This is a genomic window from Vibrio sp. 1751, assembly GCF_033339895.1.
GTDB lineage: Bacteria > Pseudomonadota > Gammaproteobacteria > Enterobacterales > Vibrionaceae > Vibrio > Vibrio alginolyticus.
Genome location: NZ_JAWOVM010000016.1, coordinates 1 through 24,498, shown reverse-complemented (window position 1 = coordinate 24,498; position 24,498 = coordinate 1). Strand labels below are relative to the sequence as shown.

Annotated in this window: 18 protein-coding genes and 1 pseudogene; 16 read left to right on the top strand and 3 right to left on the bottom strand. The window is 42.3% G+C overall.

Going from position 1 to position 24,498, the window contains the following annotated elements; genetic code table 11:
• Positions 1 to 44: 44 nt before the first annotated feature.
• The 7 genes from R7041_RS08215 (at position 45) to tssG (ending at position 8,849) form a co-directional block, all read left to right on the top strand.
• Entirely contained in the window at positions 45 to 2,045 is a 2,001-nt protein-coding gene (locus tag R7041_RS08215; protein WP_064369336.1) for a serine/threonine protein kinase, read from the top strand.
• A complete protein-coding gene (gene tssA / locus R7041_RS08210; protein WP_064369335.1) occupies positions 2,032 to 3,606 on the top strand; it encodes a type VI secretion system protein TssA in 1,575 nt (524 codons plus the stop codon). The genes R7041_RS08215 and tssA overlap by 14 nt, the downstream gene beginning before the upstream one ends.
• A 26-nt stretch (positions 3,607 to 3,632) precedes the next feature.
• Entirely contained in the window at positions 3,633 to 4,139 is a 507-nt protein-coding gene (gene tssB / locus R7041_RS08205) for a type VI secretion system contractile sheath small subunit (protein ID WP_005373381.1), read from the top strand.
• Between the two features lie 8 nt (positions 4,140 to 4,147).
• Complete coding sequence (gene tssC / locus R7041_RS08200) at positions 4,148 to 5,623, top strand: type VI secretion system contractile sheath large subunit (RefSeq protein ID WP_005373378.1); 1,476 nt, start codon at positions 4,148 to 4,150, stop codon at positions 5,621 to 5,623.
• Between the two features lie 61 nt (positions 5,624 to 5,684).
• A complete protein-coding gene (tssE, locus tag R7041_RS08195) occupies positions 5,685 to 6,095 on the top strand; it encodes a type VI secretion system baseplate subunit TssE (protein WP_005373376.1) in 411 nt (136 codons plus the stop codon).
• 10 nt (positions 6,096 to 6,105) lie between these two features.
• Positions 6,106 to 7,854 carry a type VI secretion system baseplate subunit TssF gene (tssF, locus tag R7041_RS08190; protein ID WP_054865526.1) on the top strand — a complete coding sequence of 583 codons (1,749 nt, stop codon included), beginning with the start codon at positions 6,106 to 6,108 and terminating at the stop codon, positions 7,852 to 7,854.
• Positions 7,851 to 8,849, top strand: a complete 999-nt coding sequence (tssG, locus tag R7041_RS08185) for a type VI secretion system baseplate subunit TssG (RefSeq protein ID WP_206949694.1) — start codon at positions 7,851 to 7,853, stop codon at positions 8,847 to 8,849. The genes tssF and tssG overlap by 4 nt, the downstream gene beginning before the upstream one ends.
• 54 nt (positions 8,850 to 8,903) lie before the next feature.
• Here the strand turns inward: tssG and R7041_RS08180 are convergent, their stop codons facing one another.
• Genes R7041_RS08180 through R7041_RS08170 form a run of 3 tightly spaced genes read right to left on the bottom strand, consistent with a single transcriptional unit; the run spans position 8,904 to position 14,118 of the window.
• The gene (locus tag R7041_RS08180; RefSeq protein ID WP_005373369.1) at positions 8,904 to 9,356 is read right to left on the bottom strand and encodes an Lrp/AsnC family transcriptional regulator; all 453 of its coding nucleotides are present in this window, start codon (positions 9,354 to 9,356) and stop codon (positions 8,904 to 8,906) included.
• A 31-nt stretch (positions 9,357 to 9,387) separates the two neighbouring features.
• Positions 9,388 to 12,777: a type VI secretion system membrane subunit TssM gene (gene tssM, locus R7041_RS08175; protein ID WP_064369334.1), complete on the bottom strand. Its 3,390-nt coding sequence runs from the start codon at positions 12,775 to 12,777 to the stop codon at positions 9,388 to 9,390.
• A 27-nt stretch (positions 12,778 to 12,804) separates the two neighbouring features.
• Positions 12,805 to 14,118, bottom strand: coding sequence for a type VI secretion system ImpA family N-terminal domain-containing protein (locus R7041_RS08170; RefSeq protein WP_005386112.1), 1,314 nt, complete (start codon positions 14,116 to 14,118; stop codon positions 12,805 to 12,807).
• Between the two features lie 503 nt (positions 14,119 to 14,621).
• Here R7041_RS08170 and R7041_RS08165 point away from each other — a divergent pair.
• The 9 genes and pseudogenes from R7041_RS08165 (at position 14,622) to R7041_RS08125 (ending at position 24,402) form a co-directional block, all read left to right on the top strand.
• Complete coding sequence (locus R7041_RS08165; RefSeq protein ID WP_017633753.1) at positions 14,622 to 15,221, top strand: hypothetical protein; 600 nt, start codon at positions 14,622 to 14,624, stop codon at positions 15,219 to 15,221.
• 9 nt (positions 15,222 to 15,230) lie between these two features.
• A complete protein-coding gene (locus R7041_RS08160; RefSeq protein ID WP_064369333.1) occupies positions 15,231 to 16,724 on the top strand; it encodes a type VI secretion system-associated FHA domain protein in 1,494 nt (497 codons plus the stop codon).
• Positions 16,717 to 17,217: a type VI secretion system lipoprotein TssJ gene (gene tssJ, locus R7041_RS08155; protein WP_005386118.1), complete on the top strand. Its 501-nt coding sequence runs from the start codon at positions 16,717 to 16,719 to the stop codon at positions 17,215 to 17,217. The genes R7041_RS08160 and tssJ overlap by 8 nt, the downstream gene beginning before the upstream one ends.
• An 11-nt stretch (positions 17,218 to 17,228) precedes the next feature.
• A complete protein-coding gene (gene tssK, locus R7041_RS08150; RefSeq protein ID WP_005373357.1) occupies positions 17,229 to 18,554 on the top strand; it encodes a type VI secretion system baseplate subunit TssK in 1,326 nt (441 codons plus the stop codon).
• A complete protein-coding gene (gene icmH / locus R7041_RS08145; RefSeq protein ID WP_064369332.1) occupies positions 18,551 to 19,342 on the top strand; it encodes a type IVB secretion system protein IcmH/DotU in 792 nt (263 codons plus the stop codon). The genes tssK and icmH overlap by 4 nt, the downstream gene beginning before the upstream one ends.
• 147 nt (positions 19,343 to 19,489) lie before the next feature.
• Positions 19,490 to 19,937: pseudogene (locus tag R7041_RS22715) on the top strand (DUF4150 domain-containing protein); the annotation flags it as partial.
• A gap of 1,022 nt (positions 19,938 to 20,959) precedes the next feature.
• Positions 20,960 to 23,116: a hypothetical protein gene (locus R7041_RS08135; RefSeq protein WP_005386124.1), complete on the top strand. Its 2,157-nt coding sequence runs from the start codon at positions 20,960 to 20,962 to the stop codon at positions 23,114 to 23,116.
• Entirely contained in the window at positions 23,109 to 23,867 is a 759-nt protein-coding gene (locus R7041_RS08130; RefSeq protein WP_005386126.1) for a hypothetical protein, read from the top strand. Before R7041_RS08135 ends, R7041_RS08130 begins: the two co-directional genes overlap by 8 nt.
• Before the next feature lie 31 nt (positions 23,868 to 23,898).
• Complete coding sequence (locus R7041_RS08125) at positions 23,899 to 24,402, top strand: hypothetical protein (protein WP_005373343.1); 504 nt, start codon at positions 23,899 to 23,901, stop codon at positions 24,400 to 24,402.
• The last annotated feature ends 96 nt before the right edge of the window (positions 24,403 to 24,498 follow it).

Here is a 24,498-nt window from a genome sequence, read left to right as displayed (position 1 = left end):
TATTATTCAACTCTAATAATATTTATTCTATGAAAGAGTACTAAGTGTCTAATAATCAGAGTACAGCCAAAGGATATATCGATCAGTTGGTTGTTAAAGCTATTGAGAAAAAGAAACTGAATGAGCAAAGGCTAGCAGAAAAAAATAAGCCGAAGCTTGAGTACGTGCTTTTTTCACAGTTTGATGTATTAGACAAGCTTCCTTCTAAAAATGGTAAGACAACGGTTTACCATCTTGCAAAAAAAGGGCAGCCAGAGAAGCAAATCTGTTGCAAAGTTATCAATGATGACTCGCCAGAATTTGCGAGCAAAATGTTGATTAACGAAGCGAGCAGGCTGGAGCTTTCTCAACACCCTAGCGTGGCTAACTTTGTAAAAATCGGCAATGAATTTGAACGCCCATATTTGATGTACGAGTGGATCCAAGGTGAATCACTGGCAGAAAAAATGGAGCGTCATTCCTCTAAAGGCTTCCGCCACGACCACATCGCTTGGTTGGTGTATCAACTCGCTGGCGCTCTAGAGTTTATGCATACAAGAGGTATCTGCCATCTTGATATTAAACCATCTAACGTATTAGTGAGTGAAGGCGATTACGTTAAGCTCATTGATTTCGGCGCTGCTCGTTACATTGGAGAGACAGAACCTTACGCAGAAGCAAGCTTGAGCTACGCTTCCCCTCTTTATATAGAAACTGGCATCGCGGAACCGCAAGATGATGTTTACTCTCTCGCTTTGCTCGCTGGACATCTATTTTTAGGCTCAATATTTGGTGATGCTTGGAATAAGCAGTTAAAAGACCGAAAGCGTCCGGCTTTGATCCCGGCTCATATTTGGAAATTGCTGAAAGAAGTCATCAACAAACCAAGAGGGCATGGCTATACCGCTATTTCGTTTGCTCAGCAGTTAGCGCGAATCGATACGCAATCAATTAGCTCAAATTCTAACGCACCAATTTTCAGTAGCTTGCGTAACGCGGACTTGCTGCTTACACACTGTAAGCCAAATGATAAAACGGCGTATGGTCGCTTTAAAATATTAGAGGCGAGCTTAGTGTTGAGTGTGCTGGCAACAGCAGGAAGTTATTTATATCAACAGAATAAAGATCAATTGGATGCCATTTTTTCCCGAGGTGTCACTACTGTAACTCACGTTATTACGCCCTCTGAAACGGCTTCTTTTTTGGCTCAGCCTCCATGGAAAATCAAAGAAGAATTGTCTCAAGCTACTCAGAGTATTGATATGACAGAAGCTTATCGAACAGCATATCAAGCTCAGCAGTTAAGCCTCTCGAATTTATATGAAGAAAAACAGGCTCAGTTAACGTCGTATCAATCGTTAGCGGATGGCTTACCAATGGCATTAGTCGAGTTACGTAAGGAGCTTGTCACCTTGCGAGAAACCCTTGTTCGTGACGGTGCTCTGTTTCCATATGCGGATGAGGCGTTGACTAAAGTGATGTCTGGATTAAATGTCGCGTCTATCGATTCCATGAAAGTATCTTCCATAGCTGGCAGTCGAGATAAGCAGATTGCTCGCTTAATTTTAGATGGTGAAGCTAAGCTCGCAGAAAATGAAATGAAAGAGGCATGGTTATTAAACCAGTCACAAGCCTATTTCTACAACCAAATCTTACCAAAGGCTGTGATGGAAAATATTAATGACTCCATCGATAAACATGCAGAGGCGCACTTTTACACCAAAGCAATTGAAGAAGCCGAATTAGCCAAAGCCTACTTCGGTAATACGCCAGAACTAGACAAAAAAATAAAGGATTTAATCGTCGCAAGAAGCGAATTTATTTTGTTTAGCACCGTGATGGAGCAATCCGTTTACGACAAACAAAAGCTACATGAATCCCTTGCCGATTTAGAACGGAATGCACCAAGCAAATTTACAGAAATCACGAAAATTCTAGATAGCATGGCGTCGGATGCAATTGAGCAGAGCCATCGATTATCTAAGCCAGCAAATGGCGCAATTGCGGTAGCGCGTGCGTTGAGAGATTACTTGACTGAAGGAGACGTGAATTTTGTCCAACATTGATATCGATCGTCTGCTTAATCCTATTTCTGATGAATCTCCAGTGGGAAACGATGCCCGTTACGAGTTTTGCTATGAAATGATGGAGTCCGAAGTGAAGAAATTCGGTTCCTTGTTTGGCGAAACAGTAGATTGGAGCGTGGTAAAAACGCACGCGACTGAAGTTCTAGAGCACCACAGTAAAGACTTAAAAGCCATTTGTTACCTCGTTCGCGCGCTAACAGAAGAGTTTGGTCTGCAAGGCTTTGAACAAGGTCTAAAGCTGCTTAGTGAGGCGTTAAGTCGCTTTGGCGTTGAATTGTATCCTTCGCGAAAGCGGGGTCGAGATGGCGCGGTCGAATGGTTGAACCATCAGTTTAAACTGGTCAGCAGCAAGTTAGCGGAAAGCGCTCAGTCATGGGATTTGGTATCAAACTGCATTTCGACTATTGAAGAAGTGCAGCGCCAGTACGACGAGGTTTACCAAGACTCAGAAGCGGATTTCTTTGAGATTCGCACTCAACTCAATGTCTTATCTCAACAAGCGGTGGCTGATGAGCAGAGCGATGATGCAGTCGTTAACGTCGAACAAGCGGCGCCTGCACCAGCTACGCAGCCTGCTGCCGAAGAAACGCCAGCGCAGAGTGAAGTGCAAACCGCACCGGTGAAGGCGGTTCCGCCGGCCCCTAAACCTGCGCCAGTTAAGAAAGCGGTAGCAAAAGAAGTCGATGTCGATACGGACTTCTCTTCGCCGACGGCTTCTAAGCGCACCTTGAAGAAGGTTGCGGAAGTCATGCTTCATGCGAACCCAAGTGATCCGCTGGCTTACCGGATTTATCGTCATCTGACTTGGGATGACATTGATGGTCTACCCGACCATCAAAACAATCAAACGCCTTTGAGCTTGGCAGTGTCGTCCGATCAACAAGCGGAATACCGAGATAAAGCAGACCAAGAAAGCGACATCGACACGATTAAGCGTTTGGAGCGCACATTAACGGATGCGCCGTTTTGGCTGACGGGCCATTACTTCGTGTATTCGATGCTTAATAACTTGGGCTTTGATGATGCAGCACTTGCTGTGAAACAAGAAGTGACGCGTTTTGTTGAATCGCTAGAGGGCATCGAGCACCTCTCATTTAAGAATTCTATACCATTTGCAGATGAAGCGACCTTGAGCTGGTTATCGACTCAAGATACTACTTCTTCGACTTCTCAACCCGTTGTTCAAACGGTTGTGATTTCGCAGGAAGACTCGCTGCCAGTGGAGGATATCACTCTAGAAAATCTAGGGGAATGTGCCGCAGAGCTTGCCCACAAACTTGAGCTGGATAGCTCGGGACGTGGGCAGTTCATGCTGTATTTACAATTGATAGCAGCTTACCAGTCTGTTGGATTATACCCGTTGTGTTTGCCGTATCTTGAGAAGGGGTGGGAAGTACAAAAAGCGTTTAATCTCGCGAGCTGGGAACCCCACTTATCGTCACAGTTAGAAGACCTAATTCGAAAAACACTCCATCGGTTATTTGGAAGCAAGGATCTTCTACCTGAGAAGTATGAAGAGTGGAAAGCAATTTACGACTAATTAAAGAGTTAGATAAGGAACGAATTATGTCACGTGACGGCTCGGTGGCTCCTAAAGAGCGAATTAATATCCGTTATGTTCCAGCAACTGGCGATACGCAAGAAGACGTAGAGCTGCCGCTAAGCATGATGGTAGTTGGCGACTTTACTGCGCGTGCAGATGAGACACCAATTGAAGAACGTACTCCAATTAACATCGACAAAGACAACTTTAACGAAGTGCTAGAGGGCATGTCTCCAAACGTTAAAGTCAACGTTGAAAACCGTCTTTCTGATGAAGAAGGCGGCCAGATTGGTGTTGATCTGACGTTCCAAAACATGAAGGACTTCTCTCCTGAAGCGATCGCGAAAAGTGTACCTGAACTAAACAGCCTACTTGAGCTTCGCGAAGCCTTGGTTGCACTTAAAGGTCCTCTAGGAAATGTTCCTGCGTTCCGTAAGAAGATCGCATCGGTTCTTCAAGATGAAGAAGCGAGAAAGAAACTGTTGGATGAACTAAGCATTGGCAACGACCAAGACGCGAAAGAAGAGTAAGGGATATCATGTCTGCAGAAGCACAAGCGCCAGAACAAGAAGCAGCCTTAGTTGAATCAGGCTCACTTCTGGATAGCATTCTTAACGAAACACGTTTAAAGCCAAGTGATGAAGGTTTTGACGTTGCAAAACGCGGCGTAGAAGCATTCATCAGTGAGCTACTAAGCAGTTCGAACACAGAGAAAGTCGACCAATCTCTGGTTGATCTGATGATCTCTGAAATCGACCAAAAATTGTCTAAGCAAGTTGATGCAATTCTTCACAACGAAGAAGTTCAAGCGATTGAATCAACGTGGCGTGGCCTTAAGTACCTGGTTGATCACACTGACTTCCGCGAGAACATTCAAATCGAACTGATCTCTGCGAAGAAAGACGAAGTTCTTGATGACTTCGAAGACGCTCCAGAGGTGGTGAAGTCTGGCCTGTACAAGCAAATCTACACACGTGAATACGGCCAGTTCGGTGGTAAACCTGTTGGCGCAGTCATTTGTGATTACGCTATGTCTGCCTCGTCGCCTGACATCAAACTGATGGAATATATGGCGAACGTAGGTGCAATGTCTCACGCACCATTCATAACGTCGGCATCGGCTAAATTCTTTGGCCTAGACAGCTACGAAGAGCTGCCAAACCTAAAAGATCTGAAGTCTGTATTCGAAGGCCCACAGTACGCGAAATGGCGTGGTCTGCGTGAGCACGAAGATGCACGTTATTTAGGTCTATGTACATCTCGCTTTATGCTACGTACGCCTTACTCTGTTGAAGATAACCCAATTAAGGCGTTTGACTACGATGAGCAAGTGACAGACAGCCATGATAACTACCTATGGGGTAACTCAGCGTACGCGATGGCGTCTAAGATCAGTGAATCATTTGCTAAGTACCGTTGGTGTCCGAACATTATTGGTCCTCAAAGCGGTGGTACTGTACAAGATCTACCGGTTTACAACTTTGAAGCTATGGGTCAAATCGAGACTAAGATCCCAACCGAGATCCTGGTTTCTGACCGTCGTGAGTACGAGCTAGCGGAAGAAGGCTTCATTGCGCTAACCATGCGTAAAGGTTCTGACAACGCGGCGTTCTTCTCTGCAAACTCTGTTCAAAAACCAAAAGTGTTTGCGAACACGCCGGAAGGCAAACAAGCCGAGATGAATTACAAGCTAGGTACTCAGCTTCCTTACATGTTCATTATCAACCGTTTAGCGCACTACATCAAAGTGCTACAGCGTGAGCAAATTGGTTCTTGGAAAGAGCGTTCTGACCTAGAAATCGAATTGAACAAGTGGATTCGTCAATACGTTTCTGACCAGGAGAACCCGCCAGCGGAAGTTCGTGGTCGCCGCCCACTTCGCGCTGCGAAGGTTGAAGTATCAGACGTAGAAGGCGATCCAGGCTGGTACAAAGTATCGATGTCTGTACGTCCTCACTTCAAGTACATGGGCGCAAGCTTCGACTTGTCTCTAGTTGGTAAGCTAGACCAATAACCCATTACTGAAACCATCAAGCAGCCAGTGAAGACTGGCTGCTTTTTTCGTAGGACCGCATATGGAAAAAGGTTACCGTCTTTTAGAGCGGATCGAGCTAGGAGAACCAAAAAACTGCTACGAGAAAGTGGTGTCTCATAAGCATTTGATTGAATCCATTCACTCGCATCTCGCTGACTTGTTGAATACGCACTCCGGCAACGCAATGATCGACAATGAGTATGGTCTGCCAGATTTTAACGACGTACTTTCTAACAACACAAACCTCGTTCGCCATATTCAAAAAAACATCACGTCAACCATAGAACGCTTTGAGCCCCGACTGCTTAATGTCGAGGTTCATTACCGTGAAGACCACCATAATCCATTACAACTCGGCTTTGGTATTCGCGGCGAAGTTTCCCATAACGGCGGTAAAGTCCCAATGTCGATCGATGTCTACATGGGAACCGACGGCCAATTTAACGTTTAGTAGGTGCCACTTGAGTAACAGTAAATACTTTCAAGATGAACTCACGTATTTACGCGAGTCGGGTAGTGAGTTTGCCAAATATCATCCGAAGTTAACTCACTTTCTCTCTGAAGGAACTTTTGATCCAGATGTCGAACGATTGCTGGAAGGTTTTGCTTTTTTGACCGGACGCATCCGCGAAAAGATTGACGATGAACTGCCTGAGCTTACGCAATCTCTGATGACTTTGCTGTGGCCACATTACATGCGTTCGATTCCGTCTTTGTGTATTAGCGAACTAAAACCGCATACCGGAAGTGTTACTGAGAAAACCGTGGTGAAACGTGGTGCGGAAATGGCCAGCGAACAGGTAGAAGGCACGCAGTGTTTGTTCCGTACTTGTTATGACGTCAATCTATACCCAATTACGATTACTAACATTGAACAAACTAACAGCCGCACCAGCTCGATGATTGATGTGACGTTATCGACGGAGCATGGCCTTGAGCTGTCTCGTATCGGTTTAGATACGTTGCGTTTGCACCTGCATGGTGAGATTCATATTACTCGCACTGTCTTCTTATGGCTGTTCCGTTATCTAGATTACGTCGAGTTGGATGTTGGTGGCGGCTACAAACATCGTTTAGGGCCAGAATACGTTAAGCCAGTCGGGCATGAAGAGGACGAGGCGCTGTTGCCTTACAGCAAAAATTCCTTTGCAGGCTACCGTTTGCTGCAAGAATTCTTCTCTTTGCCAGATAAGTTCATGTTCTTCGACATTAAAGGCTTAGAGTGGCTAAAAGGCATTCCGCAACGCAGCACGGTCAAAATCAAATTCCACTTTAAGCGTGCTTTGCCTTCAGAAGTGGTACTTAAAGATAAACACTTAAGGTTGCACTGCACACCTGCGGTTAACTTGTTTGAAAAAGACGGCGATCCAATCCGTTTAGAGCATCGACGAAACGAGTACAAGGTGCGTCCACAAAGTAACACTCAGGAGCATTACGAGGTTTATTCCATTGAGCAAGTGGAGAGTTGGAGTAAAGAGGAGCGTCGCCGAAAACCACTGATTGAATTTGAATCGTTTGAGCACCAAATCAACCAGCGTGATAAGCGAGAGTTCTACAAATCCAAAGTGGGCGAGCGAGTAAGCGGAAGAGGGTTAGAGCGCTATATCTCATTCCATACTCACAATGGCGACATTGCGGATTTAGGGACTGAAACAGTATTGATGAAGCTGCAATGCAGTAACGCGGACTTAGCGGAGCGCCTGTCAGTAGGAGACATCACTTACGCGACGCACAAATCGCCAACGTATGCGACGTTTAAAAACATTACTAAGCCAACACAGTCAGTAAGTCCTCAGGTTAATGGTGAACTTCAATGGCAGTTGATTGCCAACATGTCGCTCAACTACTTGTCTTTGGCCAATATCGATGTGTTGAAAGTGTTGCTCTCGACTTACGACTTCCACTCTCGAATCGATAGACAAGCCCACCGCGCGTCGATTCATCGACTTGATGGCATTATTTCTTCAGAGATGAAACCAATCGATCGCGTATTTCGTGGTGTATCTGTGCGTGGTAACCAATTCAAGCTCGTGACGGACTCTAAGTTCTTCGTAAATGAAGGCGATATGTTCCTTATGGCCACGGTATTGAATGAATTTATCCGTTTGTATTCGAGTGTGAACTCCTTTACCGAACTAGAGGTGTTCGATGAAGCGACGGGCGAGGTTTACAACTGGGCAAGCCTAATCGGGCAGCAGACAATACTATGATTAATACACTTTCTGATAAGTCGAATGAGTTTAGTTTCTACCAAGCGGTGTTGCTGTTAGAGAAACACTACCAGCTGGAGCCAAACTCAAACTTTGTTGCCGTGGGCGAGAACAAATACTTCCATCAAGAGCGAATTGAGTTCAGCGTGTCGCCAAACCTGTGCTTTCCAAAGAGTGATATGGATTTTATTACTCATATGGAAAGAAACGGACAGCAATATTCACGTATTGAGACGAACTTTCTTGGCTTGCATGGTTCAAGCTCGCCCCTACCTGCGTCTTACACTGAGAAAATCGTCGGTCGTGATCCCGATGATAACCCAGTGAAGGATTTCTTCGACTTTTTCCACAACCGCTATACAAGCTTACTGTATCGTGTTTGGAAGAAATACCGATATCACGTGCAGTACAAAAGCGGGGCAAGCGATGCGTTTTCTGGGCGCATACTGCATTTGGCTGGTCTCTCTAGCGTTATGCAAGATTGCGAAGTCGCGGAGTTAGATCGAGCGAAAGTTCTGTCTTACGTGAACCAGTTATCTACGCGTACACGTTCACCTAAGCTTATTTCCGGTATTGTTTCACACTACTTTTCACTGCCGAATGTGCGAATCGAAGAATGGGTTTATCGGCGGGTCGAGATTGCAGAAAGCCAACGCAACAAACTCAACCGCTCCAATTGTGTATTGGGGCAAAGCTTACACTTGGGACAAAGCATTGCGGATTTGAACGGCAAGTTTAACTTGTGTATCGACAACATCGATTTTGAAACGTTTAAGCAGTTTTCCTACGATGGTGAGTTACATAAGACGCTGGTGGGCTTGATGCGCTTTATTCTGCGTGACCCAATGTCGTGGGACCTAAAGTTGACAGTTAACTTAGACAGTATTCCAGAAAACAAACTGGGTAATGGAGAAGGGAACCAACTAGGTCAAACCTTCTGGCTTGGCAACCCAGGTGATAAAGACGCCAAAATTCGACTTATCGGAAGCATATAAGAAAGCCGCTCAACGAGCGGCCCTTTATGTTTTCCTCAAAGAGGTCAGAAAAGCTTAACGACTGATCGGCTGATGCAGTACAACGGTAGTATCAAGCCTTTGAATGCCGTTAAATGATTCAATTTCATTACAAAGATGATGAATAGACTGCAGGTCGGGCGCTTCAATTAGGGCAATAATATCAAAGTTGCCACCAACAACGCTCGTTAAGCGAACCTCAGGGATTTCTTTAAGTGCATTCGTTACATCATTCTTCTTACCCTTTTCACAAGAGATCAGTAGATAACTAGCGGCTTTTCGCCCTTCATTTTCTACACGAATCTGTGCGGTATAGCCTTTGATAATACCGGTCTTTTCTAAACGATTAATTCTTTCTGCTACTGCTGTTCGAGACAAACCAATGTTTCGGGATAGATTCGCAATCGACTCTCGCCCATTCGATAATAGACTTGAAAGTATTTTTCGATCTAATTTATCTAAACCTTGTAAAGTCATGTTTGAAATCATGTGTTCTGCCTATTTTGTTTTTATATTGTTATTAAATCGACTCTGGGAGCGTAAAGTTATACAGCTCAGCAAGAGTGAATGGGTTTTTCTGTGTCAACGGAGTGATGCGTAAGCTCAAGTCCCTCCCTGACACTTTTATGTCACTGACAAAGCTGCCGTTATGAGTGTTTGTCAAGGTCGAGTCACCTAGCAATCTGTATATCGCCCATTGACCACTCTTATTTAAAACGTGCTGTCTGCCTTCATCGGTTACATCCTGGAGTGTGATACTAATATTGAAGTCACCATTTTGCGGTGGCCATGCCATTTCACGAATGCGGCTTGGACCGTGGTAGTAACTTATATTGGTATCTGCAATTTTTAAGCTCGCTCTAATCGCACTAGAATCAAGATCGAGTACTCTTGCACTAAACGGAATATGAACGCGGTTAGTGCTTTTATTAATTAATGTGTCTCGAATAACGTTATAGTTACGCAGTTGCACTAACAGAGCCGGAGAGATTGGCATCGTCTCGCCATCCACCTGTTTTGGCGTCCACAAATTGGTATCGTAGAACGGTGCAAAATTTTTCTGAATAAATGTGTCTAACAAGCCACCTGAAGCAAACAGTAATTCAAAATCTTCAATTGAGATTTCCTCGGTCGCTGTTAGATCAAATGGGTATCGTCCCAGCCCTATCTCTTTAAACTTGGTGTAAATCTCGCTGTACCATTGGGTTTGAATGCCTTTAGCGGACTCTTTAATCATGACTGACCAGCTTTGTTGAACCACATCTAACAACCAGCTACGAACGGGTTCCGGTGATTTTTGGGCAATCTGTTTAAGTTTGATTAATGGGTCAGCTTCACTGCTGTTCATTCGATGCTGAGCTGCCGCTAGCGCCGCCATTTGCGGGTCAGGTGCATCAGCAATGTCTTTCATATACGTGCGAACACGGCTTAACGCTGCTACGGTCTCATCCCAAGGAGTAGGGGAGTTTGGTGTTTCACTGACCTGAAGTTGGTTTAATAAGTGAAAAGCTTGTTCAACACGTTTCATTAACAAGTAATCAGGCTTAACTACTTCCTCTACTGCGTCTGATGCGGAGTCTGCCGCTGCCACGAGTTTCGGGTCTAGCTTTGAAATCAGAGCATTTTTTTCACCAACGGGTGAAAATTGTGTGTTGGCATAGACCTGCTTCAGTACGGTTGTCATTGGTGAAGAAGGACCCGAGATTAAGTCTATCGCGTTCGTTAGATCGCCGACATTGTCATAGTTCTGGACTTTTAGTTCACTCAGCGCATTGCGCCAATTACTGATGTAGTCGTCAGTATATTTTTTACGTACTTCCTCTTTGAAGGCTTCTTGTTCTTCACTAGTAGGAATAACGTGTTGTGACAGACCTAAAACCCAGTTGTCACTGATGACTTGTTGTGACATTAGGTCCACGCGTGGTCGATAAAAAGTACTAAAACCAGTGGAGGTATAGATCTTATCTACGATCAAGCGTTCACTATCGATTGGTGTGTTGAATACATTGCTAAACTCAAAACCCACAGCTCGTTGCAGATCTAGGGTTCCTAAATCAATCGAATTTGCTTCGTTTAAAATGCCTGCATAAACGAGATCAACATTCGAATTTGCTAGCAATGAGCGACGTGTTGCGCGAACAAGATCCATATTGATATCAATTGGATCAAACTGCGTGCGAAAGTAAGCGTCCAAATAGCGCATCGCCTGATTGACGACGTCACTTTGGTTGCTTAAATCGTTCATCATTTGGAGAGTTTGATGACGCAAAAAACGGATATCACGCTTTGTTGGATCGTTTAGCATTAGATACCCCTTCAATAGAGGTAAAGCGCGTGTAAAAGTGTTTTGATTTTGTGTCAGTTGTAGACGGTAACCTTTCTCAATGAGAGGTATCAACTGTTGAGCAACGTCCTTAAGTAATGCTTCGTAAGCGATGCGAGTGCTTTGATCCAAACGGCTAATGTTGAGTGGTAATATCTCTTCATCCAAAGCCTTAGAACCTTTAAGCCACGCCCCATAAGAAGGCTCTATTGCTTTCGTCGCCTTCGCTAAAAGCTCATTGAATTTTGCATCTTGCTCTACTTGTGATTTGTCATCGATACTCAAGAGTTGATTCATCACATGTAAGTTACTGTCTAATGTCGTGAAAAAGAAGTAACTGCCCCCAGTAAGCAGGATAATGGAGCCGAGTATTGCCAAACGGCTTTGTCTCTGAATTAGACGAAGATACGTCTTGTTTTCGCCCGCAAAGTCGCTTTCCGGCAATATTTGTGAATCAATCAGAAAGCGAGAGAAATAAGGCGTTTCTGTTAACTGAGTATGCTCTGACGCGATAATAGGTAAGTTGAAGTAATTACTACAACTTTTTGCAAGTAAATTGTACTTGCGACCGCCTTGCAGACTCGAACTAAAGAAAATCTCACGGATGTCTAGTGAATAGACACCGTTGTTAACATCACATAGACGCTCAAGCACATAGCTGACTTCAGATTGACATAGCTCAAACTGCTTAGGGAAAGCGAGTATTGCTTGTTTCTCATCAATGTCCGTTGAATTAGCGGATGCATCTAGCGCATTACTTTCAAGCACTCTCACTAGATTTCGATAGCTATCGCGGTAGTACTCTGCAAATACACCTTTGGCTTCTTTTAGTGGGATAGAGAGGAACTCAACACGTGTCTTGAGAGAGCTAAAGTGCATGTATTCTTTAAAGCCATCTAACTTGTCTAGCTTTGACATAATCAAATAGATTGGCAATGCTGAAGACGTTTTAGAGTTGATGGTACTCAAGCGCGCCAATAACGACGAAATGGTGTACTCTTTTTGTTCTGGTTCAGAGACGATCATGAACTCGAAATCGATGAAGAATAGACACCCAGAAAATGGCTTTCTAGGTCGATGATGAATAACTTCTTCAATGAACGTATTCCATAAAGAAGCATCACTGCTTGATACTTCCTGGAACACTAAGCGTTGGTCTGGTTTGATGTATACAGCGCTGTCAGATTCGTACCATTCAAAAAAGTCATTCTTAGCGATTCTAGTGCGATCCATCGGTTTAATTGCACTAGAATTAAATAAAAATTGACGTCGCCCTGACCCTTTATTACCAAGCATCAGGTAAATTGGTTTCTTGCCTGAGTTAGCAAGAAGAGGCTGGATAACCATAGAAAGTGCTTCTTCCTCGGTTTCCAAATGTTGAGCTTTAGCGTTGTTCTTTTTCTTCAACCATAATGTGAATTGAAAAGTGACGTAAACCATGGCGATAACACCAAGGGTCAGCCAAAGATAAAGTTGATCGATTTCGTCAAGAAAAAGCAGATAAATAGTGGTGATAATTGCAGCCACTAAAAACATCAATATAGTAGAAATCACCACTGGATTTCTAAACAGTTTTTGTTTGAACATAAGCCTAAAACTTCTTTAATTGTATTGTTATTTATTGTCAGTTTTTTCAGCTTGTAGCTGACTCAATTTATATAGGTAGATGTTCAGTAAAAGGGTTGCGCGGTCAATTTCCTTTTGCTGTGAATACTTTTCAGCGTATTCAATACGACCTAAAAGCGGGAATAACGAGTTACTGTATTCGTACGCCTTTTCAGAGTTCTTATCTACATTCTGTCTAGCTACGTTGGCAAACACCGTTCTTGCGTCTGAGAATCGCTTATAAACATCCATAAACTGGTCCTCTAAATGGGCGCTCTGTGTCAAAAAGTTTTGACGTAGCTGCTGTGCAGAAGACGAATCCGGATAGATTGCGATTAATTCATTGGTCAAGCTATCGAGCTCGCTGACGTTACTTACTTTTGCCGAGTCTAAAAACCAGTTATTCATCATAATATCGACACGATTAATGGCCTGCGTTTTCAATGACTGAGCATATTTTTTATTTTCGTAATCTAACGAGGCGACCAAATTTACAAGTTCATTAAGTGAAGCTTGATTAATTTTTTGTTCCAATGTTCGATAACGTTGTTGCTCGTACATGAAATGTGAACATATCGCAGTAACAATCAAACCAATAACGAAGTAGATCATAAATCGACCAGACTTTGCCGGTGATGCTTTCTCTTGGCTATTTAGGTTGGGTGATGACACCGGTGCCGGAGAGGGAGACACATTCACTTTAATTTCAGGTGCCTTCTGCGTTGCTGCAGGAGCGCTAGTGTTGGCTTGTTTTTTTTCGCGTAACTCAGCCGCAATTTGTTGTTCTTTTATCTGCTCAATCCATTGATTCAAAATACGGCGAATGCGACCTAATGACGGCGCTTCAATACCGTAATGAAGACGAAGCTCTTCCTCAATCCTCAAGCATAATTGATGTGCTGCCTCTATCAATGGAAGCTCTTCTGGTAACGCCCGATGCTTATTAATTCGTTTTTCAGTATGCTCTACCATCCATTCAATAGCGCTCATTCGTGCCTTTGACTTTGAATGCTCTGGATACGCGTTGAACCAATATACGACACACACATCAAGTATTGAGTTTAACCCTTCAACAAGGCCTCTTAAGCCGTCGTTATAGGTTGACGCAACGGTAAAGTAACAGCAACAACGTAGGTCTTTCGCTTGGGTACTCAAGATCTTTTTTGAGAGTGTTTGAACCGTTTTCCACGAGACTCTCCCTGTGACTTTATTCAGGTTGTTTATTTGACGTTTAATTTCGTCAAAATCCTCAGAACCATTAGGATTAGAGCCGCTTGGGTTATTTTCATCGATTGGTCTTCGAGCGAAGTCGGTAAAAAACATAAAGAAAGTTCCAACTGATCATATAGAAGTATTAAGTTATATAGGATTTCACTACTGTTATATTAAATTATAAGCAGTGCACATCTGCCGCAATTCTATAGACAAAATAAGCGGATTAGATAATAAAAATTCATTAAAAGAAATTAAATTACTTTTAGTGTGATCTTTGTTCATAATATTAATATCAATAGTTAAGTCTATTTATAAGAAGAAACTTATATATGAAGATGAGAACGTTGATTAAAAAGTAACTAAATTGTTATCGGAGATTACGGTTTGTTCAATTAGCAATCAAATTCTGTGACTTCTATTTAAATAGAAAGATTTACTGTCTCGTCACTTAATCTGTAGTCGGTTCTTTAGTTTTTGTTTGTAGGTAAAACAACCAACCTGATAGTTGAAATGTATTAAATTATAGGTGTTTTTTTAGGCTTATTGAAAAAGAGAATATAATTGATATCTTTCGCCTCTAAGTAGAATATCGGTTTTCCTAGAGGGACGAAATGCTAAAACCAAGTCAAATTGGGCTGATTTCAGCCATGTGTCTATTTTCTTCTGTTGCAATGGCAAAAGGGGAGCGATATGGACTCTCTACCAGTATGTTGACTATCGATAGCATTAAATACGATGAAGGTAAAAGTGGTGAGCAGGATACGCTTAGGTTCGGCTTGGTTCATACTCGTCCTATTGATGAAAACAATAACCGTTGGCGTTGGTGGTTAGGGCTAAACTATCTAGCAGAAGATATTGAAGCGCCAGCAAACGGCTTATATCAAGAAGCGACGAACTATGAACTTCGTGTTGTTCCTCAATATGCGTTGACTTCTTGGAGTGTTTTCACGCCATACGTTGGTGCGGGCTTGTCTGTCGGTTACTCGCAATATTCTAATCGCTGGCAAGTAGACCAAGAGGGCTATCGTTATGAGAGTGTTGAAGACATCGACCAGTTTGAGTTAGGTGCGGTTGTGACCCTTGGTACTGCTATAAAGTTAGGCAGTAATCCTGACGCCCATATACAAATTATCCCGCAGGCCTCTTATATCCTTCCGGTTGTAAATGATGGAATTGGTGGGCTTGAACTATCAGTTTCTTTGCTCTTTTGAGGTTCGTAAATGTACTCAAATCAGCTAGTTTTATTTATCTCAAAGTGTCCAGAGGAATACACCGGTGCAAAGCATATTGAAATGCCTGAAAGTGGTGGTTCGATAGGTCGTTCCCCAAGCTGTAGCGTGTCTTTAGCCGATCACAACCGCTTTATATCGGGCACTCATTGTTTGCTCAGCGTGTATGGAGATACCTACTATATAAGTGACGTATCAACTAACGGCACAATGGTAAATGGGAATAAAATACTAAAAAATCAACCCGTTGCGATAGTTGATGGTGACATCATTTCTTTAGGGCAATATGAGATTGGTGTTTCTCTTGAGCACGTTACCTCAACACTAGACATCGCCGCTGATATTGCTCCTGAGCGAGTATCTAGCGATCCTCTGGTTAGTCTAGGAGATGCGGTTGTCGAAGAGGAAGAAAAAGTCGGTGCCTTAGAAGATTTGTTTATGGAGACTAAACAGGATGACATTGATTGTCATGATCCTGTTGCTCACCTTAACTTTTCGATGCAGCGAGATGACGATTACTTAATTCGTGATAATGAGCGTACAGAATCTGAACAACCTAGAACCGTGGAAAGCACACGTCAGGTGGTCGATGACAGTTTCAGCATATATTCCGAATTCGATCAGCCAAGCCTAATCCCTGAAGACTGGATGGCTGCGGAAACCAAGAGTAACGCATCAGTCAATGATACATCAGCGCTAGAAAGCGGTAAGGCACATAGAGCCGATATTGCCTCAGCTGAGGTGATGCAACCAGGCACAGTAGCCCCAGATAGCACGATTCAAAGACAACATCGTACGCATAATGTTACTGAGATGGTCGTAGAGCAGGCTAATACAGGGTCAAAATGGGAAGAGATGACCCAATCTTTTACGCCTTCTCCTAACACTAATCAGCAACTTCAAATACCTACGGCAGAGCACGCGATAAACAGTACGACGAAAGCACAAGTCGATACTGATGCGGCCGTTTGCTCTCAAGATATAGCGCAAGCGTTTTTTGATGGTTTGGGTATTCGAAATCCAGAGTTGATGACAAACGAGGCGCAGTTATTCAAGCAAATGGGCACTTGCTTGCGTTTATGTATTGATAACCTACAGAAAGAGTTGCACGAAGTGGAATCGTTAAAAGATGAGCAGAGTGCGAGTGAGGCTAACTCGAACATCGCAGAGCTAATGCTCACTTTGAATAGTCAGCAATTACTGGCTCCAAATGAACTGGTTGAACAAATGCTCGATGAGCTGAACGATCACCAAGTTATGTTTAACAAAGCACTAAATGAGCTCATTTTAGAACAGTCAGAAACGAACGATCCCGTAGCATTTGCTAACAGGGTCACTAGCCAGTCTTTGTTCTCAACTAAGTCAAAGCTGTGGGCCGAATACCTAGATTTCTACACTAATAATCGTCGCCTGCTTAATGAAACATCCTTAAAAGGGCTGATTAAGAAAAACTATAACAAAGTGATTAAGGGAAACCATGCGTAGTATCGCCGTATTACTCGGATTTGCCATGTTGTCCGGTTGTTCCATGTGGGATCAATTTAAAGAGTCCACTGGTATCACACCAGAAACTTCGTCGATTGAATTGGTTATTGAGGCATCACCTGTACTCAATGTGAGAAATGGGGGCCAGTCATCTCCAGTTATTCTTCGTCTTCACGAATTAAGTTCGCCAGTATTGTTCCGAAGCTTAGATTTCTTTGCCTTGTTTGAGAGCGATAAAGCGTCGTTGGGTGATGAGTACATCAAACGTTACGAATATCAAATACAGCCAGGTGGAAAAGTTCATGAAATGCTAACGCTAGACCCTGACACTCGTGCCGTCGGTTTTTCAGTGGCTTTTCGTGATATTGATGGTTCGTCTTGGCGAAAAGTGGAAGTTATTGAAGAGAAGAGCGAGTACTACATCAAGCTCAAGTTAGAGGGCAGTGAGTTAATTTCTGATAACACTCGCGGCATTGAACAGGTTTACTTTTAAGGGATAGAAACATGTCTTTATACAATCCAGTTGTTTGGCAAGATGGAATGTTCATGAAGCCGCAGCATTTTCAACAACTCGATCGTTCGCAAAGTAAACTATCGAGCCTACTGAGTGCCAATGCATCGCCTTTGCATTGGGGAATTAAACGTTTAGAAATCAACTCTCAGTTACTAGCACTGGGTAAAATCGGTATTACTCGTGCTGAAGGTATTTTACAAGACCGGACACCATTTGAGCTTCCGTTGCTTGCTGAGCTGCCTGAAGTGAAAGATGTAGATCCTTCGATTGCCGATAAAGTCGTTTATTTGTGCTGTCCGTTACCATCGGAACGTTCTGAGTTATTTGGTACCAAAAAAGACGGTGCGCGCTATACGATGGAATCTCAAGAAGCGGTTGACGCTTGTTATGATTCGGAAGACATGGCAAATATCGTCGTCGGTAAGCTTAACTTTTGCTTAATGTACGATCATGAAGATAAGAGTGCTTACACGTCTATTCCGATCTTAAAGATCTCAGAAGTGAAGCCTGATGGCAGCGTGATCTTAGATGATAGTTTCATTCCTACCTGTATCGATATTCATGCGTCGACAGTACTGAGTAAATTTGCGACCGAGTTTGCTTCTATGTTGAAGCATCGCGCGGAATCGATAGTCCAGCGATTAGGGGTGGTGGATCAACAAGGCGTATCATCGGTTTCTGACTTTATGCTATTGCAAGCGCTCAACCGATACGAACCCTTATTTTGGCATTTCGCCAGCACAGAAGCTGTGCATCCTGAGTCTTTGTATCGAATTCTTCTTCAGGCAGAGGGTGAGCTTTCGACGCTGTGCTCAACGACACGCCGACCTATTGAGTTTACGAAGTACAATCATGGTGATCTTACTAGCTGTCTTTCTCGCGTCCTAGACAGTGCGAAAATGACATTGAGCGTGATGTCTGAGCAAAGAGCAATTCCACTGACCTTAAAAGATCAGAACTATGGCATCAGAACGGCAGCAATCCCTGACAATAAGATCATTGATACGACAACCTTTATCCTCGCAGTTAAAGCCGACGTGACCTTGGATGTTCTGCATACCCAGTTTGTCAGCCAAACGAAGATCGGTTCTATCGATAACATACGTGACTTGATTAACCTTCAACTGCCTGGGATTGAGATCAAACCAATGCCAGTTGTGCCACGCGCGCTGCCGTATCACGCTGGCTACACCTATTTCGAGCTCGATAAAACGGGCGAAGAGTGGATGGCATTGAAGAACACTGCTGCGATTGCGATTCACGTTGCGGGCGATTTCGCTAACTTATCATTGCAACTTTGGGCCGTTCGTCTATGAGTTACGCAGAAACCGACGTCACCGTAGTCTTATTCCAACCAGAGCCTGGCAAACCAATGGAGGTAATGCCAGCGCCTGACTTGTCGAGAAACATAGCAGTACAAGATCTATCTATCGATAACATGGGTATTAACCCGCTAGTGGACCAGTTCTCATGGTTGATCGCCAGTCTGTCTTGTATGTCTTCGATCCCTTGGCTTGATGACCCGATGCCATTTCGTGAACAAGTGGCACGTGAGATTCGAAAAGGTGAACGAAAACTTAATGAAATGGAGCTCGATCGTGCTTCGATTCTTGTTATTCGTTACTGCTTGTGTGCGGCGATTGATGAATCTGTTTGTCGGCAAGAATGGGGAGCAAATAGTCACTGGAGCCAGAACAGCTTACTGTCTGAATTCCATAACGAAACATCTGGTGGTGACAAGTTTTTCGTTATTCTCGACCGCTTAAAAGCCGACCCTCGCAAATACCGTCACGTTATAGAGTTTCTCTATTTATTGCTTCAACTTGGTTTCCAAGGCAAGTACGGCCGTGAAGAGCGTGGTAACGAAAAGTTAGCGGAAATTGGCAGCACCATTTATCGATTAGTGCGAGATGACCGCCTAGCAGAACAAGAAAAAGTTTCTTTAATCAACCTTAAAGCTAAATATCTAAAGAAGCCGTTAAAAAGGGTAATTTCACCCAAGCTGATCTTAAGTCTTAGTGCGATGACGTTTGCGCTTATGTATGCGGCAACCTACATCGTCATAGACTTAAAATTTCAGCAACTGCTTGAAATGTATAGATAACCAGAGATCTAAAATGAGATCTTCTGCCAGTTTTAGGGCTTGTTGTGAATATCACTGGTCTTTTAGTGAAATTCACTAGTTATTTAGAGAGATTGCAGTTTGCGATCTCTTTTATCATTCAATCAATAAAATTCAAATGGATTGGTTATGGGCGTAACAGTTGGTGCGAATGGACTTTCGATAGTTCATAAAGGCTCAGGTGGTGAAGCGAATGCAACGCTCCCAGATGTTTGTTTAACTAAGGTCGGCAAACCAGTCGTCCCTATCCCTTATGGCAACAATGCTAAATCAGCAGACCTTGCTGGTGGGACTACGACAGTCTCTATGGATGGCGGTAACAGTGTCGCTATCAAGGGCAGTACGTTCTCAAAAAGTACCGGCGATGCGGGCGGTGATAGAAAAGGCGTTGCCTCAGGCACGATAGAAGCCGAAGCAAAATTCATTTCAGCCTCACCAACGGTTAAATTTGAAGGTAAGGGCGTATGTCGTCTGTCCGATCAAATGACCATGAACAAAGCCAACACTATGTGTTTGGGTGGCGCACAAAACCCATCGGTTTCTGTGACTGAAGAGCAGGAAGGGACGTATACGCTGGATATAGAATGCAAATATCCAAATGGGCTCCCTTACTCTAATGCACAATTTTCTTTAGTCGAGCCTTCAGGTGCTGTCATTGGGAGTGGAGTGCTGGATTCTAGCGGAAAAGCATCTGTTAATGGTCTCGCTCTAAAAGAATGCAAGTTAGTGCTCAGCGAAACTCAAGACTCTTATACGCCGAACCAATCTTTAGCTGAAAATATTGTGACGGAAACTTACCCTGATCCGAATGATTTTTGTACGTTTGTCGCAGGTCGCCGCTCGCCATTTTGGGAAGATCGTGTTGGGGTTGCTAATGACTGGGGCATATTGATGTCCCCATCCTTCAGTGATGATGACTTTAAAGATATTGTGTTAGAGCAAAGCCGTATATCGTCTCCTTATGCGATTAGTCAAAATCACTCTAAAGATTTTTCTGATGCTTATGTTTCGGCACTTTATCACATCCAAACTGATACTACTGCGCTAGAGAAATATGAACCTTTAGTTGAACTGCTCTTGGAGCAAGTACACGAAAATGGCGATATATTGAGAGTCTTATATCAAGCTGATGTGTTTGAGCCTCCCTATGAATTATTAGCGAAGCTTCGCTTTTTAGGGACTGGGAATACTGTGAAGTATTTGCAGTTTGTTTTATGGACGTTGATAAATAATCAAATCTGTTCATACATCGATGAGCTAAACAGTGAAATCATCGGTCGTTTAGATTTCATACAAAGCCAAGCTTCTGCAAGATCGTTGAGTTCTGTTGAAGAGGGTATAAACGGTTATAAAAAAGCACTTAACCACTTCAAAAAAGCACTTCCTGACGTCATTAGCCAAATTTTCGAAACCAAAAATGACACCCTAATTTCTATATCGGCAATGGCCCTTGGGAGTACCGTTAACATAGCGAGCCAATCTAGCTTTGCTACTAATTTAGGTAGGGTTAATGCGGTGGTGTACACGAAGTCAAACAACTTGAACCGCCCATCATTTGTCACTTTTGACGATAACTTTTCTGACTAGGACATTTAAATCATGGATGCAGTTTTTCCGATAGCGCAACGAGAAGGTGACGCTTACTACACGCTCAGTGATTTTACGAAATTGTTTGATCAAGCTAAGAGCGGTCGTTATTTAATAGGACAAGGGTACGGTTGGCATAGTGGCATTCACTTAACATCAAAAATGTTACCGTGGGGGAAAGGGCTCAGACCTATTCAAGCGATGCTTGATGGAAAAATAGTGGCATTTCGCATAAATCCTGATTACCTAACATCAACGTACCAAGAGCAAGAGTTTAAGTATAGTAATAACTTTGTGCTTATCGAGCATGAGGCTGTAAACCCCGAAGATAATGAAGATGTATTTAAGTTCTATACACTTTATATGCACCTTGCGCCACCTTCAGATATTGGCGCCAATTCATCTATAACCACGCGTTACCGTTTACAAGAAGCGAGAAATGTACGCACTTTCAAACATAGTGATGTGCCTACTAATTCTGGTGAAAAAAAACAGTCGATGTCTAAAGGAACATTACTTGAATACCTGTATGCAGAAGAGAAGGAGACCCATCCATACCAGATCGACAAAAATACCTACAAAATGATAAAGTGTCGTGTGGTAGAGAATGGTAAATCGGCAAGTGGTAGCGAAAAAGCACTGTTAAACAAGATTGTTTGGTTTGCTTCGGGTCTCAATAGTGACTTTGACATTTTAGAAGATTCCTCTGCTGTCCTATCAGAACCAGTTTCAGAACCTAAATGGATGTCGGACAAGGCGGCAATGATTAGGGACGGTAGTGTGGTTTCTTTACTCCCACTCCTATTTAGAGAGGGGATAAAGGTTTCAGCTGGGGAAGATATCGGTTACATGGGACTGCATGAGTACAGTAACGATGCAATTGGAACTAAGAAAGAAGATAATCGTGTGCATATCGAGATGTTCTCTTTTGAGGAGCCGCCCGAATTTTTCAAAAAACAGATTTCTCCCAAAAATGCGGAAGAAAATCCACTTGTTGTTCTCGATGGGGCCGATAGTAGCGGTGCCGTTGATATGAGTAATTCGTTTATTCAGCAATTACTTGAATCTGTGACAGAAGATCAAGTAACGGACTTCTCCTCGTTCACTGCTCGCGATGCCAAAGTATACTTAGACGGTAAGCGTAAACACTTTGAGCGATTTATTGTGAAACATCCTACAGATTGGCATACAGAGTCGTCACAAAGTCTTTATGAATCAATCCATCAGACCGCAAAGGAAGCTCTAGATATTAAGTGCTCCGCTGGTTTTGTGACTATAGAGGACTACCGTAACTCCCCATGGCGCGATCAAGTGATGGATAGCTTTGATCTTTTCTCGCAATTCGAACTGGAAAGAGCAGATAAGTTCTCATGGATGCAAGATTTACAAGGTGATTTGCAACTAAGCGATGATAAGAGCCTTTGGCATTATTGGCCTTTTGTAGGAAATCACACCCAAAGTAAATGTTTCTGTAATCGTGATATTTCCAAGAGTTTTTTACTTGAAGTCTTAGGTGGAAAAGAAACTATTTTTGAGAACTCTCATTATGACAGTATGAGAAATGTTTCTTTAGATGAGTTATTAAATAGCTTGAATGACATGTTTAGGACGTATGAAATCGATGATTGTTTGAATAAAATCCACTTTCTGTCTCAAGCATTTCAAGAAAGTGATTTTTTCAAAACGACGGAAGAGTACTATTATAACGGGAAATATCCAGAGAAATGGAATAAGTACAGAGGTGGTGCATTCTATCATGGACGTGGTTTATTACAGATAACACATATAGAAAACTATGCTAAATACTTTGGTGTGAATACTAAAGATCTTACAAAAGAAATGATAGAAAGCGTTGCTAAAGATTTACACACGGCAGTAGATTCTTCAGGGTGGTTTTGGGTAAAAGGTAGTGCTTGGGGAGATATTCGTCCATTCGCTACCAAGAATGATCTATTTCGTGTAACGATCTCAGTAAATGGTGGTTACAATCATTTGTTAGAGAGAAAAAATAACTTATTAAAACTTTCAAAGTTGATTAATTGTAATTCAATATCCGATAACTATGACTTTAGTAAGTTTTATCTTAAGGATAGTTCAATGATCAATAAAAATTACTATAAAAGAAGTAAGAGTGTACATCACAAGCTGGAGTTAATGATAAATGAATAAAATGATTACATTTAGTTTAATCTTTTTATCAACATATTCTTTTGCGGAAAGCAGTATTACGCAAGAGCAAAAATTCACAGAGGCTGAGGGGCCTTTTTGTCAATATTCTCTAAAAGCAAATGGAACTTCATATGATTTTAGCTTTTTTGACTCATGTGGCACAAGCGATTTAATTAAATTGAATGAAGAGCTTTATTTGGTTGACTTGACTAATGGTAATATAAATAGCGAAGCATACTTTATTTTTGACACAGAAAAAAAAGAAGTTCCAAAAGAGATTGGTAGTTTGAACCTTAGTTATGACATTTACGATTATGGTTTTGATATTATCGATCATACATTATTGGACAGAGATAATAGTAAAATAATAAAAAACGCTAATAATAATTATACTGGCGTGTTGTCTTACATTTTCCAGAGAGATAATTTTAATATGAACATACCTAAAGATAGGATTTTGTATTGGAATAGAAATGGAGAAGAGAATTATTGTTCTTCTACAATAGTTTTTTCTGCTAATTATGACGAACATAGGCGAGATGTTTGCTGGAATAGTTTTTCATCAAGATATGAATATGTTGAGATTATTGAAGGTAGAGTAAGTTTAAGGATAAAGGGAGAGTTTGATGGAAGGCAGTTTAAGTTTGATAATAATGGTGAAGAACTGACGATTAATCCATATAATGGAAAGTATAGTACTAACAAAACCAACGAAAAATTCCCTGATGAAGACTATTTTAATATAAAGTGAATATATTGTTTTTATTTTTAATGTAGTTGAAATGCTTAAATTCAATGAAATTTATAAATCAATTGTGATGGTCGGGTTTTCATTTATTGTGTCGTTTTCAAATTTTGTAAGTGCAAGCTGCAACCAAAATTCTGTCATATTTACGTGTGATTTAGAAAATAAAGGTGGCAGTTTGAAAGCTTGCTTTAATCAAGCTGAGAATTCGATGTACTTCGTTGTTGACGAAAATGGGTTGAAAACAGTTTATGCCCCACGAAAGGGGAAGAGTTTAGATAACTATAAATGGATAGATATTTCTCTTGAAGAACCTGAATTCATTCCTTTGAAATTTGAAGTAAATGAAAACAAGAATGCGTACTTTTCATTGACTAGAGGTGGTGGACGGTTGAGTGTCGTTGCTAGCTTCGTTGACATGATTGAAGATGAAAATGCTGTTGAGTACTACTGTGAATTGGGAACTGAAACAGCTCTGGATCCCAACGTTAGATTAAAAATAAAACACGTAAAGCCTAATGAGTTTGAAGCTTGGGGTTAAATAGCAATAGATTCCGGTGAGAGGCTTTGTTGCGTAATTCAGACGAGAAACCAAACCTCCTAAAGTTGACCGACTTTTATACAATATACTGAGTTT